The sequence below is a fragment of the Polycladidibacter hongkongensis genome (assembly GCF_001561995.1).
Classification (GTDB): domain Bacteria; phylum Pseudomonadota; class Alphaproteobacteria; order Rhizobiales; family Stappiaceae; genus Pseudovibrio; species Pseudovibrio hongkongensis.
Window position 1 is genome coordinate 23,960 of the sequence record NZ_LLWC01000010.1, and the last position, 15,591, is coordinate 39,550.

The 15,591-nt window shown below is 55.5% G+C and carries 13 protein-coding genes; 4 read left to right on the forward strand and 9 right to left on the reverse strand.

Translation table 11 applies throughout. The features are described 5' to 3' along the window. Positions 1-36 precede the first annotated feature (36 nt). The 5 genes from ntrX to dusB form a co-directional block, all read right to left on the reverse strand. Positions 37-1,404, reverse strand: a complete 1,368-nt coding sequence (gene ntrX, locus AYK82_RS05055) for a nitrogen assimilation response regulator NtrX (protein WP_068312136.1) — start codon at positions 1,402-1,404, stop codon at positions 37-39. After that, entirely contained in the window at positions 1,394-3,667 is a 2,274-nt protein-coding gene (locus tag AYK82_RS05060; protein ID WP_082733774.1) for a sensor histidine kinase NtrY-like, read from the reverse strand. The genes ntrX and AYK82_RS05060 overlap by 11 nt, the downstream gene beginning before the upstream one ends. A 211-nt stretch (positions 3,668-3,878) precedes the next feature. Then, on the reverse strand, positions 3,879-5,333 hold the full coding sequence (gene ntrC / locus AYK82_RS05065) for a nitrogen regulation protein NR(I) (protein ID WP_068312486.1): 1,455 nt from the start codon (positions 5,331-5,333) through the stop codon (positions 3,879-3,881). After that, positions 5,326-6,444 (reverse strand): two-component system sensor histidine kinase NtrB, encoded by a 1,119-nt coding sequence (locus AYK82_RS05070; RefSeq protein WP_068312139.1) that lies wholly within the window; start codon positions 6,442-6,444, stop codon positions 5,326-5,328. Before AYK82_RS05070 ends, ntrC begins: the two co-directional genes overlap by 8 nt. Positions 6,445-6,483: 39 nt before the next feature. Next, complete coding sequence (gene dusB, locus AYK82_RS05075; RefSeq protein ID WP_208976400.1) at positions 6,484-7,512, reverse strand: tRNA dihydrouridine synthase DusB; 1,029 nt, start codon at positions 7,510-7,512, stop codon at positions 6,484-6,486. Between the two features lie 145 nt (positions 7,513-7,657). Here dusB and AYK82_RS05080 point away from each other — a divergent pair, with 145 nt between their 5' ends. The 3 genes from AYK82_RS05080 to AYK82_RS05090 all read left to right on the forward strand — a co-directional run bounded on the left by AYK82_RS05080 (position 7,658) and on the right by AYK82_RS05090 (position 10,002). Then, positions 7,658-8,905 carry a bifunctional 2-C-methyl-D-erythritol 4-phosphate cytidylyltransferase/2-C-methyl-D-erythritol 2,4-cyclodiphosphate synthase gene (locus AYK82_RS05080; RefSeq protein WP_082733761.1) on the forward strand — a complete coding sequence of 416 codons (1,248 nt, stop codon included), beginning with the start codon at positions 7,658-7,660 and terminating at the stop codon, positions 8,903-8,905. A 17-nt stretch (positions 8,906-8,922) separates the two neighbouring features. Further along, positions 8,923-9,417 carry a CinA family protein gene (locus AYK82_RS05085; RefSeq protein ID WP_068312143.1) on the forward strand — a complete coding sequence of 165 codons (495 nt, stop codon included), beginning with the start codon at positions 8,923-8,925 and terminating at the stop codon, positions 9,415-9,417. Positions 9,418-9,510: 93 nt separating this feature from the next. Further along, complete coding sequence (locus tag AYK82_RS05090; protein ID WP_068312146.1) at positions 9,511-10,002, forward strand: hypothetical protein; 492 nt, start codon at positions 9,511-9,513, stop codon at positions 10,000-10,002. Between the two features lie 5 nt (positions 10,003-10,007). Here AYK82_RS05090 and AYK82_RS05095 read toward each other — a convergent pair whose 3' ends face one another. Beyond that, entirely contained in the window at positions 10,008-10,475 is a 468-nt protein-coding gene (locus AYK82_RS05095) for a type II toxin-antitoxin system RatA family toxin (RefSeq protein ID WP_082733762.1), read from the reverse strand. A 266-nt stretch (positions 10,476-10,741) separates the two neighbouring features. Here AYK82_RS05095 and AYK82_RS05100 point away from each other — a divergent pair, with 266 nt between their 5' ends. Then, on the forward strand, positions 10,742-11,395 hold the full coding sequence (locus AYK82_RS05100) for an outer membrane protein (protein ID WP_068312149.1): 654 nt from the start codon (positions 10,742-10,744) through the stop codon (positions 11,393-11,395). Positions 11,396-11,464: 69 nt separating this feature from the next. Here AYK82_RS05100 and lipA read toward each other — a convergent pair whose 3' ends face one another. From lipA to AYK82_RS05115, 3 genes are all read right to left on the reverse strand, one after another. After that, the gene (gene lipA, locus AYK82_RS05105; RefSeq protein WP_082733764.1) at positions 11,465-12,505 is read right to left on the reverse strand and encodes a lipoyl synthase; all 1,041 of its coding nucleotides are present in this window, start codon (positions 12,503-12,505) and stop codon (positions 11,465-11,467) included. 174 nt (positions 12,506-12,679) lie between these two features. Next, positions 12,680-14,122: a dihydrolipoyl dehydrogenase gene (gene lpdA / locus AYK82_RS05110; RefSeq protein ID WP_068312506.1), complete on the reverse strand. Its 1,443-nt coding sequence runs from the start codon at positions 14,120-14,122 to the stop codon at positions 12,680-12,682. Between the two features lie 136 nt (positions 14,123-14,258). After that, positions 14,259-15,590: a pyruvate dehydrogenase complex dihydrolipoamide acetyltransferase gene (locus tag AYK82_RS05115; RefSeq protein ID WP_068312152.1), complete on the reverse strand. Its 1,332-nt coding sequence runs from the start codon at positions 15,588-15,590 to the stop codon at positions 14,259-14,261. Position 15,591: the final 1 nt, after the last annotated feature.

Here is a 15,591-nt window from a genome sequence, read left to right on the forward strand (position 1 = left end):
GCCACCCTTGCTCTCGGATTTCTTAGTGCTGCCTGCTTAGTTCAGGCCCAGTGATTTCAGCTTACGGTGCAGCGCCGAACGCTCCATACCTACGAATTCCGCTGTACGGGAGATATTGCCACCAAAGCGCTTAACCTGCGCTTTCAGGTATTCACGCTCGAATTGCTCGCGCGCTTCGCGCAGCGGCAGGCTCATGAGCTCTTCGCCGCCACCTGCACCGGGCATATTGGGAATTGTGGACGCAACTTCTGCGGGCAACAGATCAGCCGTGATCACAGCCTCCTGATCTCCTCTGGTGAGGATCATCAAGCGTTCCACATTGTTGCGCAACTGGCGCAGATTGCCCGGCCAATCATGGGTTTGCAGGATCGCCATGGCGTCTTCCCCGATGCGGCGCATTGGCAGGCCGGAGGCGGTGGAGATTTGCTGCATGAAGTAGTGGATAAGCTGCGGAATATCCTCACGCCGTTCCTCCAAGGCCGGTACTCGGATCGGCACCACGCCGAGGCGGTGGTACAGATCCTCGCGCAGATTGCCAAGCGCGACCTCCTGCTCCAGATTGCGGGCAGAGGAGGAGAGAATGCGCACATCCACCTTCACTCTTGTGCCGCCGCCCACGCGATTAAACGCCTGATCCACCAGCACCCGCAGGATTTTGTTCTGGGTTTCGCGAGGCATATCGGCGATTTCATCGAGATAAAGCGTGCCGCCGTGAGCTTCTTCCAACGCCCCGATTTTGCGCGGCTCCTTTTCGTTACCCTCAATACCAAAGAGCGCCTCTTCCATGCGCTCGGGGGTGATGGTGGCCGCCGAGAGCACCACAAAGGGCGACTTGGCGCGCGGGGAATTATCGTGAATTGTCCGTGCCACCAACTCCTTACCAGAGCCGGAGGGACCGGTGATCAACACGCGCGAGTTTGTCAGGCAGATGCGTTCCAGCGATAGGCGTAGCTGGTTCATGGCGCTTGAGGAGCCCACCAGTTGTTCCGCATCGGCAGAGCGCTGCTTGAGGTCCTTGATTTCCCTTTTCAGAGACGAGGATTCCAGCGCCCGATCCACCACCAGAACCAGCTTGTCGGCGTTGAATGGCTTTTCGATGTATTCGTAGGCGCCCTTTTTGATCGCGGCGACGGCGGTTTCAATATTGCCGTGGCCAGAGATAATCACCACTGGTACGTCTGGGTTTTGTTCGCGGATTATCTCCAACAATTCCAGACCATCCAGCTTGGAGCCTTGCAGCCAGATATCCAACACCACCAACGATGGGCGGCGATCGGCGATGGCGGCCAGTGCGGTGTCGCTGTCCCCCGCCATACGGGTGTCGTAGCCCTCGTCCTCCAAGATGCCGGAGATCAATTCGCGGATGTCGGCTTCATCATCAATTACCAGAATATCACTTGCCACGTTCAAGTCCCTCATCGTTTGCAGAGGCATTTTCTTCAATAGGAGCGCGTGTATCACGCAGGATCAGGCGAACCAATGCACCGTGGCCGCCTTCGGCAACGGCCGGGCTATCGAGCAGCTCGATACCGCCGCCATGATCCTCCATTATCTTGCGCACAATGGCCAGACCAAGGCCTGTGCCCTTCTCTCGCGTTGTCATGTAAGGTTCCAGCAGGCGCTGACGGTTTTCCTTGGGCAGGCCTACGCCGCTGTCAATCACATCAAGCTGGATATTGGCGCCGTAGCGATGCAGGTTGACCTGAATGGTCCCCTCACCGCCGCCATTGGCTGCCAGATAGGCTTCCACTGCTTCACCTGCGTTTTTAATGGTGTTGCCAAGCGCCTGCCCCACAAGGCGGCTGTCGTACAGCACTTCAACCGGCTCATCAGGCAGGTTGCAACTGATTTTCACCGCTTCGGAGGTGACAGCGCGCATAAAGGCAACTTCCTTTACTGTGTCTCGCAGGTCGCCCTGTTCTTTGCGCGGCTTGGGCATGCGGGCAAACGAGGAAAACTCGTCAACCATGCGGCCAATGTCGCCCACTTGACGGACGATGGTGTCGACGCAGCGGTCAAAGACTTCCTTGTCGTCCGCATCGATGCGCTTGCCATAGCGGCGGCGAATACGCTCGGCAGAAAGCTGAATTGGGGTCAATGGATTCTTGATTTCATGTGCGATCCGCCGGGCAACGTCAGCCCATGCGGAGTTGCGCTGTGCTGCCACCAGATCTGTGATATCATCCAGCGTGACCACAAAGCCGTGCTCGGTTCTGTTCGCCTCTTCGGTGGTCACACGCACATTGATGGTGCGTTCACGCCCGCGCCGCTGCAGGGTTACCTGCCCTTCACTGCCGTCCAAAGCACCTTGCTGGAGTGCCTTTTTCACAAGTTCACTGAGTTCGGGGATGGCATGATAGATGCTCTGTCCATGGAGCACCTCTGCTGAGCTTCCAAGCATTTCGGTCGCATACCGGTTTACTAGCGAAATTTCGCCATCGTCATCAAGGCCGATAACACCGGAAGATACGCCAGACAAAACTGCCTCGGTAAAGCGGCGGCGGCGGTCGATCTGGTCGTTGGCGGCCAGCAGTGCGTCACGTTGGCCGCGCAGCTGGCCGGTCATGTTGTTGAAGGTTTGACCAAGATTACCGAGATCACCACTGGCTTTGTCGACCTCAACCTCCACATAATAATTTCCCTTTGAGACTTGATCAGCTGCGCCAATGAGGTTTCGAATGGGGCGCACCAACTGGTTGGCAAAGCCAAAGCCACCCCACATGGCAGAAAGCAGCAGCACAAGGGCAACACCTACATAGACAATGGCAAAAGCGAGCTGTACGCCAACGCGGCGGCGCTCCAACTCGGCATATTCGCTTACCCCTGCTTCTGCAAGTCGCTGGTACTCCACGACGCGCGGATCCAGCGCGCGCGAAACGTAGAGATACAATTCGTCAAAATCGGTCAGTTTGGTTACGCCGCCAACAAGGTTGGACACCCCCGGCGCGATGAGGACTGCTGTGCCCTCCTCCGCTTGGCGCATGGCAATTTCCGGTGGGAGCAGCGGCTCCACATCCGGATCGCGCAGCACACGCATAACCACCGTGCCATCACGCTTGAGTATATATGCCCCTAAGAAACCGCGGATCCATGTCTGTGTCTCGAAGAAACGGTCAAAGCGGGTTGGGTCGTAATAGTAGGAATTGCGGTTGGAATTGACATCTTTGGCCATGGCAATCAGGCCGGAGCGCAGGATATTGCCGTGCTCTTGCACATAGGCAGCGGCGACGGATTGCGCATTGGAGATAATCTGGCGGGTGCGCTTTTCAAACCAGCGATCAAGGCCCTGATCAAGGGTAATGGTGGCGGCAACCGCAACCAAAATGGCAGGTACCGCTGCAACAATGGAGAACAGCGCCACAATCCGCACATGCAGGCGAGCTGCTGCGCGCCCCTTACGGCGGGCTTTTAAAAGCTTATGAAACTCCCAGAGGATCAGACCCAGAAGAAGAAGCACAAAGCCGGAGTTGATAGCCAGCGCCGTGTAGACAACGTCTTGTGTGGGCTGAATGGGAGAGAGCCCCATCAAAATAACAAAGGAGACAACGATAGAGACCAGTGACAGCAGCACCACAAGAAAACCAAGGACACGGGAGCGGTGGTTTTGCAGAGCTGCCAGAAGGCCACGCGGGCCTGCTGGCGCAGCTTTACCGGTTTTTGAAATCATCTGGTTGGTCCAAATCAACAAAGCACTTGGTGTGAAGCGTTGCAGTCTTAGCACACCTTGTTGCAATCATGCCACAAACAATTTTAGGAGGTTTTGCAACTGCGGAAAACCGAGAAAACCCATAGACTAGGGTTTTATAGAGCAAAACCCAGCCACACCGCACAAGGTGACGCCGGGTTCCTATGGGTTTATGGCGAGAAGGGAAGCCCTGTTAGCGCGAAGAACGGAACACGGGGATTTCCAGATCGCGGATTTTCTTGCGCAAGGTGTTGCGATTTAGGCCAAGCAGCTCAGCCGCTTTGATCTGGTTGCCACGGGTGGCCGCTAGGCTTGCACTGATAAGGGGTAGTTCGACCTCTCGCAGAATGCGGTGATACAGGCCGGGGGGCGGTAGATCATCACCAAACTCTGAAAAGTAAGAGGACAAGTTGTGCTCCATCGCCTCGCTGATGCTTGGGATTTCTCCCGTTCCGTTCCCCTCGCTAGCGGCAACGGCCTGATCTGCGGCGGGCTGGGACAGCTCCATTTCTATTAGATTTGCGGTAATGACTTCTTGCGGATAAAGCGCGGTAAGGCGGCGCACCATGTTTTCCAGCTCGCGCACGTTGCCACTCCAGCGATAACGCCGCAGGCGATCAAGAGCCGCTGGTTCGATTTGCTTGGCAGGCAAGCCTTCCTTTTCGGCCTGCGCGAAAAAGTGCCGCACCAGATCCGGAATATCCTCTGTGCGTTCGCGCAGCGGCGGCAAGCGAATGGGCACCACGTTAAGGCGGAAGTACAAATCTTCGCGGAACAAGCCCTGATTGATGGCCTGACGCAGATCCTTGTGAGTTGCGGCGATGATGCGCACATCGGTTTTGATGGGATTGCGGCCGCCCACAGTTGTGTATTCCCCCTGCTGCAACACCCGTAGCAGACGGGTTTGGGCCTCCATGGGCATGTCGCCGATCTCGTCCAAGAACAACGTGCCACCATCGGCCTGTTCAAAACGGCCGGACATGCGCGCCTGTGCGCCTGTAAAAGCCCCTTTTTCGTGGCCGAACAACTCAGACTCGATAAGATCACGAGGGATTGCGGCCATATTCACGGCGACGAAGGGTCCGTTGCGCCGTTTGCCAAAGTCATGCAGCGCTCTTGCCACCAGCTCTTTGCCGGTGCCGCTTTCCCCGTTGATCATCACTGTGAGATCGGTCTGCATCAACCGGGCAAGAATGCGGTAAACCTCTTGCATGGCAGGTGAGCGGCCAACGAGGGGGATGTTGTCCGCGCCTTCTTGTGCACCGGTGATTTGCCGCGCCTGCTTTTCAGAAACGGCGCGGCCGGCGATGCCAACCACCTCTTTTAGGTCAAACGGTTTTGGCAGGTATTCATAGGCGCCAAGCTCCGACGCTTTGATGGCGGTCATGAAGGTGTTTTGCGCGCTCATCACCACGATTGGAAGATCGGGGCGCAGATTGCGAATGCGGGGGATGACATCAAAGGCATTTTCATCGGGCATGATCACATCGGTGATCACCAGATCCCCTTCGCCTGAAGAGACCCAGCGCCACAGAGTAGCGGCGTTGGACGTGAGGCGCACGGTAAATCCAGCGCGGGAGAGCGCCTGATTGAGAACGGTGCGGATGGCGGCATCATCATCGGCAATAAGTATGGTTCCATTAGGCATCATCAACACCCTTTTGCTCTAGGGCCTCACTGCGGGGGGAGGCAGGCATCAAAACACGGAAAGTGGTGGCGTTTGGCGTGCTGTCGCACTCAATCACGCCGCCATGGTCGCCAACAATTTTGGCGACCAGCGCAAGACCAAGGCCCGAGCCATTGGTCTTGGTGGTAATAAAAGGTTCAAACAAATGCGGCAGCAGATCATCGGGTACCCCCGGACCATTGTCGCAGATACAAAACTCCAGCGGCAGCGTGACACGCTCTTGAGCACCGGGTACGGAAAGGCGAACTCCGGGCCGGAAGGCGGTCGTCAAGGTGATTTGTGGCGCGGCGTGCCCCTCCAGTGCCTCGGCTGCATTCTTCACCAGATTGAGAAACACCTGAATGAGCTGGTCGCGATTGGCGTAGACTGGCGGCAGGGAGGGGTCGTATTGCTCTTTGATCTTGATATGGCGGGCAAAGCCGTTTTCCGCCAGCCGTTTTACATGATCCAGCACACCGTGAATATTAACTGGGTCGCGGTCTATGGGGCGCTCGTCGGAAAACACTTCCATGCGATCGACGAGCTTCACGATGCGGTCAGTTTCCTCCATAATAAGGCGGGTTAGCGCGCGATCTTCATCGCTAGCCTCTGTTTCTAAAAGTTGTGCAGCACCGCGTATGCCGGAAAGCGGATTTTTGATCTCGTGGGCCAACATGGCAGCAAGGCCAGTGACGGTGCGCGCAGCCCCGCGTGAGGTGAGTTGTTTATCCAGTTTTTCCGCAATGGAGCGCTCTTGAAACAGCAGCACGACGGCGTCGGGGCGCTCACTCATGGGCGATGCGTGTACATCCACGAGCTTTTCCTGACCGATGCGCGGGGAGGAAATATCAATTTTGTATTCGTTTACCGCGCCGCCGCGCTGGCGCACCTGTTCCAGCAAGGAAAGCAGCGGGCTACCAAAGGGTACAAACCACGACAAGACATGTCGCCGCATGACCTGAAAGCTGGCTTGGAAGAAGTTCTCCGCAGCGCTGTTGGCAGCAATAATATGATTATCAGCGCCGATGACAATCACCGGGTGGGGCAAAGAATCCAGCACCAGTTGCCCCTCTCCACTTGCGTTGATTGTCATCGATCTTGCTCCTTTATTTAAATAAACGAATTGCTTGCGTTAATCGGCGGCGCCATCACCTTGAAACCACTCGCGGATGGTTGTGGTGACAACCTTCGGCTCCAGCGAGGTTTGCAGTTTGCGCATAAACCCATCGGGCGCATGTTGCAGGGTACCACTTGCCTCCAGATACCAGCCAATGTGCTTGCGCGCCGCTTTCAGGCCAACATCTAAGCCGTAATGGGCCAGCATGGCCTCGTAGTGCTCGCAGATCAGCTCGCCGAGCTGCGCCCCCTTGGGCGCAGCAAGTTTTTCACCTGTTGCCAGATAGTGGGCGATGTGGCCGGGTAACCAAGGGCGGCCATAAGCCCCGCGTCCGACCATCACCAGATCAGCCCCAGAGGCGGCGATCATGGCATCTGCATCGCCAAAATCGGTCAAATCACCATTGGCGACCAAAGGCACAGTGACCACGTCACGCACGGCCTTGATGGCCTGCCAGTCCGCTTTGCCTTTGTAGAACTGGCTACGGGTCCGGCCATGTACGGTAATCATCTGCACTCCGGCAGCCTCGGCGCGCTGCGCAAGCTCCGGGGCATTGATCGAGGTTTCATCCCAGCCAAGACGCATTTTTAGGGTAACCGGCACACTCACAGCGCCAATTGTTGCCTCGATCAAGGTCAGGGCGTGATCCAGATCTTTCATGAGTGCGGAGCCGGAATAGCCGGAGGTCACCTTTTTAGCCGGACAGCCCATATTGATATCGATCACATCCGCGCCAGCGCTTTGGGCAATCCTTGCGCCCTCTGCCATCCACTGGGCGTCCTTACCGGCAAGCTGGATGACATGTGGTTTGATGCCCTCACCTTCTGCGCGCATCAGGCTTTCAGGGTGGCCCGTCACCAAAGCGTCGCTGGCAACCATCTCGCTGACCACCAGCCCGGCGCCGAAACGCAGCGCCAAACGACGAAACGGCAGGTCCGTCACCCCGGACATGGGGGCGAGAATAACTTTATTGCGCAGCGGCACGGGGCCGATTGATAACATCTTCTGGGTCACTCGCGATATATCTGCCTTAAACTTAGGCATAAAATTTCTTGCCTATATACTAGTCATTATACCAGCGCCCGCAAGCAAATATTGCGGGAAAAGCACGGCATTTGCTTGTGAGACCGTGTCGGATAAGATTACAACAGCGCTGAACCTCCATCTTTGGCCAGTAAAAGAGTGAGCGATGCACGCCCCCCCTATTGACCCAGCCCCTTACACTGACGTTGCGGTTTTGGTTGTTGCCGCAGGGCGCGGGGAGCGCTTGGTAGACCCGGCGAACCGCGGCCCCAAGCAATACAAAGATCTTGGGGGAAAACCAGTTTTACATCATACGCTGGCAGCGCTGGCAAAGGCCCTACCCGGCGCTACGCTGACACCAGTGATTCACGGCGACGACACAGCGCTTTACGCCTCAGCAATAGCAGAGTTAGAATTACCGGCACTGCGCACGCCAGTTGTCGGCGGTGCGACACGCCAACAATCTGTCTTGAATGGTTTGCGGGCCCTACAAAACAGAAGCACGCCACGCCTTGTCCTTATTCATGATGGGGTACGCCCGTTTGTTGACGCCGCCGTTTGCAAGGCGGTGCTGAAAGCACTTAATGACGGCGCTCAGGCGGCATTACCGGCGATTGCAATCAGCGATAGCCTGAAGCGCGCCGGGCCAGACCATCACGTACAGGAAAGCGTTGCGCGTGATGGGCTCTTTGCCGCACAAACGCCGCAAGGCTTTTCTTTTGCGGCGATTTTGCGCGCCCATGAGCGGGCCGCCGAGGCGCAGCGCTTCGATTTTACCGATGATACCGCGCTCATCGAGTGGAACGGAGGTATGGTTCGGCTGGTAGAGGGATCAGCGGAGAATGTCAAAATTACGCAATACGCAGATCTGGAGCGCGCCCGAATGAAAGTTGAGAGAGAAACACTTCTCGCCCAGGCGGATGTGCGGGTGGGCACCGGCTATGACGTGCATGCCTTTGAAGACGGCGACCATGCGATGCTGTGCGGCGTGAAAGTGCCCCACACGCAAACGCTCAAAGGGCATTCTGATGCGGATGTTGGTTTGCATGCGCTTACCGATGCCATTTTTGCCGCTTTAGCGGACGGGGATATTGGCAGTCATTTCCCGCCCTCTGATCCGCAGTGGAGGGGCGCTGCCTCCGACCAGTTCCTGCGCTATGCTACCGACAAGGTGCGCGCACGGGGCGGACGCATCGCCCATCTGGATGTTACCCTGATCTGCGAGGCCCCTAAAGTTGGCCCGCACCGCGAAGCCATGCGCCAAAGCATCGCCAAGATTTGCGATGTGCCCCTTGGCAGAGTTGCCGTGAAGGCGACCACTTCCGAGCGCCTTGGCTTTACCGGCAGAGAAGAAGGTATTGCTGCCATGGCAAGCGCAACGCTGCGGCTGCCCTTTGAAGACGAACTACGCTGAACGCCTTGGAGGCCACTATGTTTTCACAGGAATTGACTGACCGCGCTTCGGCTTTACTTGACATCTACAAGGCACGGGGCTGGCACCTTGCGACAGCGGAGAGTTGCACTGGCGGAGCTCTTTGCGGCCTTTTGACCGATATTTCCGGCTCCTCTGCCGTGGTTGAGCGTGGCTTTGTCACTTACACCAATCAATCAAAGGCAGAAATGCTGGGCGTGCCGGAGTGGCTGTTAGCAAGTTACGGCGCTGTAAGTGCCCCTGTTGCAATGGCGATGGCCCGCGGGGCACTCGCGCATGCGCCGGTAGAAGCTGCCTTGTCCATAACAGGTATCGCCGGACCCGGTGGAGGCAGCACAATCAAACCGGTTGGCACAGTACATCTTTGCGCAGCAACAACCAGCGGCCTCTTGTTTTCAAAGCGTATTTGCAACACAAATCTAGACCGCAACGGAGTGCGCGAAGCAGCGATCTTCACTGCGCTGGAGATGTTGCGGACTATAGGGCATACATAAGGCTAGCTCCTCCCACAAAACTCTGATAGTTCTAGATAAAGTTGCAAACACGCGCCGTAAAATCTTTTGCGCGAGAGCCTATTGGGGGGAGCAATGAATGCCATCAGCCTTGCCGCTTTGCTTCTGCTTTTGCCCGGCTCTGTTGCTGCGCAAGATTTTTATCTGGTTGCACGGGATCGAAATGGTGGTTTTTTTGAGGGGCACCAGCTGCAAAGCCACGCAAAAATCGGCTTCCGTTATGTACAGTTCTGCGGCAAAAGCTACTATGTGCGACCTCGCTCGGTCGTCTGGGCAAAAGATCTGGATATAAAAGGCTATCACACCGCAGTGGAACGCAATAGCGCGGATGGCTGGATCGAAGTCTGCGCGTTTCCAAATCGCCAAGTCACATTGCGGCAAGTCGGCATTAAAACCACCCTGCAGGAAGCCATCGAAGGACCGAAGCAAAGCCAGACGATGGCGCGCCGCTTTGACCAAATTCGCGAAACATTCAATAAACGTAATGAGGAAACTGGCTTGCTTAGCCTGTTCCGCAAAGAAAAGCCGTTACGAGGCTTACTTCCACCGGCTGAAAGCGCCGAGTAGCTGCCTTAAGAGGTACCCATTGCAGGTTTGTATATTAGGTTTGCACGCGCTTCAAATGCCTCGGAGAACTTAGCAAAAGCGCGATCAAACATGGCGCCCATCATCGCCCCCAAGGTGCGGCTTTTAAACTCGTAGTTTATGTAGAAGTGCACGTCACACGCTTTTTCACCAACCTCAATAAATTGCCAGTGGTTTTCTAAGTGTTTAAATGGACCATCCAGATATTCTACCAGTATCTTACTGCTTTCTGGATCTAGCAGAACGCGGCTGGAGAACGTCTCCTTGAATACTTTATAGGCTGCGGTCATATCTGCAACCAGCACCTCACGACCGTCGGTTAAGGGCTTTCGCCCCCGCACCACCAGCGCCTGACACAACGGTACGAAGTGCGGATAATTCTCCACATCAGCCACAAGACGAAACATATCTTGCGCGTTATGAGCGACGCGGCGGGTGTTCTCAAAGGACGGCATTTAATTCCCTGCACTTTCAATTATCCGCTGGTTTTAGTGCGCAAGCCTTTATATGTCCAGTCGTTGATGACACTTGGTTGCAGTCTGGCAAGCGCGTAACATAAATCTGTACAACCCGTGGCAAAAACAGCGCCGCTCGCCCCTAAATTACCTCAGGTTAGATATTGCGTATATTTTCAGTTCTTTACAAAGTGCCGTAGGGCACAATTGGATTTTCCTGTAGCAACTAATCAACCCTACGTTAGTTACTATAAGGAATTACCACTGTGAAAACACTCGCTATTGCCGCGGCGCTCTCCATTGCCGCAACCAGTGCTGTCTTGGCGAATGAAGGCTCTACTGCCGCTGAAAAATGGCAGGGCTCCTACGTTGGTGTAAAAGCCGACTACAACAATATGACCACCAAATTGCCAGAGGTTGTGAGAGACGAAGGCACCCTAAAGGGAACGAAAAGCTACTTTAGCGGTAGCCTTTACGCCGGTTATAACCACGTCTTCAACGACTACTTGGTGACAGGCCTGGAAACCACATTTTCCGTCAACAACACCTCAGCCAAAAAGGCTATGAAAGGCGATAATGTAGACTTTGGCGTACAAAACCGCTTTGGCGGTGATGTTGGGCTGCGTGTTGGTGTTGCCGTTGGCGACTTTATGCCATTTGCCAAAGCAAGCTTTGGTATGGAGCGCGTAAATGTGCGCCAGAACTATTTTAAACTGGATAAGACCTATAATAAGTTCTACTACGGCGTTGGCGGTGGTGTTGAGTGGAAAGTGACAGATAATGTCTCTATTCGCGGCGAATACCAGTATAAGAAATACAACAAGGGATCGTATCATCTAAACCGCGACATAGTTAACAAGACCGTGAAGGATGATACCGGTCAGCACACCTACGGTGTCGGCGTCGCCTACCATTTCTAATGGGGTGATTGCAAAACAAGAAAGGCCGGGGCATTTGCTCCGGCCTTTTATATTCAGTATGCCAATAGATTAGGCGACCTGCCCCATTTTGGCCGCACGGGCCTTTTTCAGATCATTGAAATCGTCTCCCGCGTGATGCGAGGAGCGCGTGAGCGGGCTCGAGGACACTTTGAGGAAGCCTTTGGTATAGGCGATACGCTCATAGGCCTTGAACTCTTCCGGTGTAGGGAAGTTCATCACGGGATGGTGTTTCTTGGTTGGCTGTAGATACTGACCAATGGTTAGGAAATCCACATCAGCTGTGCGTAAGTCATCCATCAACTGCAGGACTTCGTTACGCTCCTCACCCAAGCCAACCATGATACCCGACTTAGTGAACATGTCCGGGTCGATTTCCTTCACCTGCTGCAACAGGCGGATTGAGTGGAAGTAACGCGCACCCGGACGCACCTTCAGGTAATTGGATGGCACGGTTTCCATATTGTGGTTGAACACATCCGGCTTGGCCTTAACGACAATCTCAAGCGCGCCCTCTTTCCGCAGGAAATCTGGGGTTAGTACCTCAATGGTGGTACTTGGTGATTTTTCGCGGATCGCCTTGATGACATTGGCAAAGTGGGTGGCGCCGCCATCCTCAAGATCATCACGATCCACGGAGGTTATCACGACGTGCTCCAAGCCCATGGCGGCTACGGCCTCTGCAATGCCGCCGGGTTCATTTTGATCAACTGGCCCGGGCATCCCGGTGCGTACATTACAAAAAGCGCAGGCACGGGTACAGGTATCTCCAAGGATCATAAAGCTGGCGTGTTTCTTCGACCAGCATTCCCCGATGTTGGGGCAGCCCGCCTCTTCACAAACGGTAACCAGATTGTTCTGGCGAACCACTTCGTGGGTTTCTTTGTAAACCGGCGAAGTTGGTGCCTTAACGCGGATCCATTTCGGCTTGCGGGCCACTTGCTGATCCGGACGATGGGCTTTTTCGGGATGGCGCGGACGTGCCTTCTCCGCAATTGGCTCCGCCGCAGGTGGCGGCGTGGCCGGGGCAGCGGCTGCGGCTGCACTCACAAGATCTTTTGGGCGATTGAGTGTGTTTACGATTGTAACCATTTGGTCCACATGGAGCTTTGTATCGATAAATCAAGTTTCGGGCGCTGCCCGGTGCTTGCCTGCGACACTTTATGTTTTGCCAAGCAGTATGGCAGTTGCATCCAAAAAGCAAATACAACAGCGATATTGCCCAAAAAGGATAGGGTACAGCCCGCAGGCTGCACCCCTATTTGCCTACATGTTCAGTGCACGGTCATAGGCATCGAGCACGCTTTCCTTCATCATTTCAGAAAGAGTTGGATGCGGGAAGACCGTGTGCATGAGCTCTTCCTCGGTGGTCTCAAGACCCATCGCAACCACAAAGCCCTGAATAAGCTCGGTTACTTCAGCGCCAACCATATGGGCACCCAAAAGCTGACCAGTTTTCTTGTCGAAAATGGTTTTGACAAGACCCTCCGGCTCACCAAGCGCAATTGCCTTGCCATTGCCCATGAACGGGAAGCGACCTACGCGGATTTCATAGCCCGCATCTTTCGCTTTTTGTTCAGTGAGGCCAACAGAAGCTACCTGCGGGTTACAGTAGGTGCAGCCCGGGATTTGCTCTTTTTTCATTGGATGGGCATCAAGACCGGCAATTTTTTCAACACAGATCACGCCTTCATGCTCGGCTTTGTGCGCCAACATTGGCGGCCCCGCCACATCACCAATGGCGTAGATGCCCGGTACATTGGTGCGGCCAAAGCCATCAATGACAACGCAGCCACGGTCAGTTTTCACGCCAACATTTTCAAGCCCGATGTTTTCGATATTGCCGACAACACCCACAGCAGAAATCAGCTTTTCCGCTTCCAGCTGCTGGGTTTTGCCGTCTTTGGTTTCAACAGCAGCGGTAACTTTACCGCCGCCCTTCACCACCTTGGAGACTTTTGCCTCGGTAATGAATTTGATGCCCTGCTTTTCCATCTGCTTTTTAGCAATAGCGGAGATTTCGACATCTTCCACTGGCATGATGTTCTTCATCATTTCGATGACGGTCACATCAACACCCATGGTGTTGTAGAAGGACGCAAACTCAATACCAATGGCGCCGGACCCCATGACGATCAGGGATTTTGGCATTTTTTCCGGAACCATGGCTTCAAAGTAGGTCCAGATGTTTTCTTTATCTGGCTCAATGCCCGGAATAACGCGCGGCTTGGCGCCGGTGGCAATGATAATGTGCTTGGCAGAATAGGTGCCATGCCCTTTGGTGCCCTTTGGCGCCGGGTGCTGCGGCTGGTAGGCTGCGCGTGACGGAGCACCAACAGAGATCTCGCCCGGCTTGGTGATTTTCGCTTCACCCCAGATAATGTCGACCTTGTTCTTCTTCATCAAGAAGCCAATGCCGCCATTGAGCTGGCCAGACACACCGCGGGAGCGTTTCACCACGGCTGCGGCATCAAAGCTGATATTTTCCGCAGACAGGCCGTAGTTCTTTGCGTGCGCCATATTATGGTAGACTTCGGCAGAGCGCAGCAGAGCCTTTGTCGGGATACAGCCCCAGTTGAGGCAGATGCCGCCCATGTGCTCGCGCTCGACAATCGCGGTTTTCAGGCCCAGCTGGGAAGCGCGAATGGCGGTGACATAACCGCCCGGGCCAGAGCCGATAATGATGACGTCGTAATTGGTGCCACTCATCATGCTATCCTCAAATACGGTGGGCAGGCTCTTTGCAGGCGCCACCGGTGTTGTTCAAGGTGCCGGGAGAAACGGGCGCTCAACCGGCTTGGTTCTATGCAAAACAGGGGGCGCGGGCCCCCTGCTCTTGTCTGGATTAGACCAGCATGGACATCGGGTTTTCGATGTAGCCTTTAAAGGCCTGCAGCAGCTCTGCGCCCAATGCACCGTCTACCGCGCGGTGATCTGTTGATATGGTCACAGACATCACGGTGGCAGGCACAATCTCGCCCTCGGCATTCACAACCGGCTGCTTGACGCCAGCGCCAACGGCCAGAATGGTTGCATGCGGGGGGTTCACAATGGCAGAGAAGTTCTTCACGCCGAACATGCCAAGGTTGGAAACCGCAGTGGTGCCGCCTTGGAACTCTTGCGGTGCCAGTTTGCGCTCACGCGCCCGCTTGGCCAAGTCCTTCATCTCGATGGAGATGGTGGAGAGGGTCTTTTCCTCTGCGCGGCGCACGATTGGCGTAATCAAGCCACCATCGATGGAAACCGCAACACCCACATCCGCATGTTTGTGCAACAGCATACCGCCATCTGTCCAAGACGCGTTGGCCGCCGGTACCGCTTTCAGCGCCAAGGCATGGGCTTTGATGACCATGTCATTGACCGAGAGCTTGTAGGCTGGCTTGCCGTCTTTATCCACTGGTGCGGATTTGTTGAGCTGCGCGCGCAGGGCGAGCAAAGCATCGAGCTGGCACTCTACAGTGAGGTAGAAATGCGGCACTGTTTGCTTGGATTCGGTCAGGCGCTTGGCGATGACCTTGCGCATGCCATCATGGGGCACAAGCTCATAGGAGCCTTCGTCAAACAGCTTGAGGATCGCTTCGTCAGACTGACCAGCAGGGGCAACCGCCTTTGGTGCTTCCGCAGCTTCTGGTGCCTGCGCAGCAGGAGCAGCGGCAGGCTTGCCAGTGCCAGCTGCAAGCGCAGCCTCAACATCTCGCTTGACAACACGGCCTTTAGGGCCGGAGCCGGAAATCAGCGCCACATCCAAACCGTTTTGCTTGGCAATACGGCGGGCCAAAGGAGAGGAGAACACGCGCTCACCAGTTGCTGCCGGAGTTGCCGCAGCAGGCGCTGCTGCTGGCGTTGCAGCAGGAGCTTCTGCGACTGGTGCGGGTGCAGCCGCTGCCGCAGGTGCCGGCGCACTGCCCACATTGTCTGCAGCAGATGCGTCTTCGCCATCTTCCAGAAGCACGGCGATCAGCTCGTTCACTTTTACGCCCTGCGTCCCTTCAGCAACGAGGATCTTGCCAACAACACCCTCGTCGATGCTTTCAACTTCCATGGTTGCTTTATCGGTTTCGATTTCAGCAATCACATCACCGGCAGAAACCGTATCGCCCTCTTTCACCAGCCACTTGGCAAGGTTGCCCTCTTCCATGGTTGGGGAAAGCGCTGGCATCAAAATTTGAATAGCCATT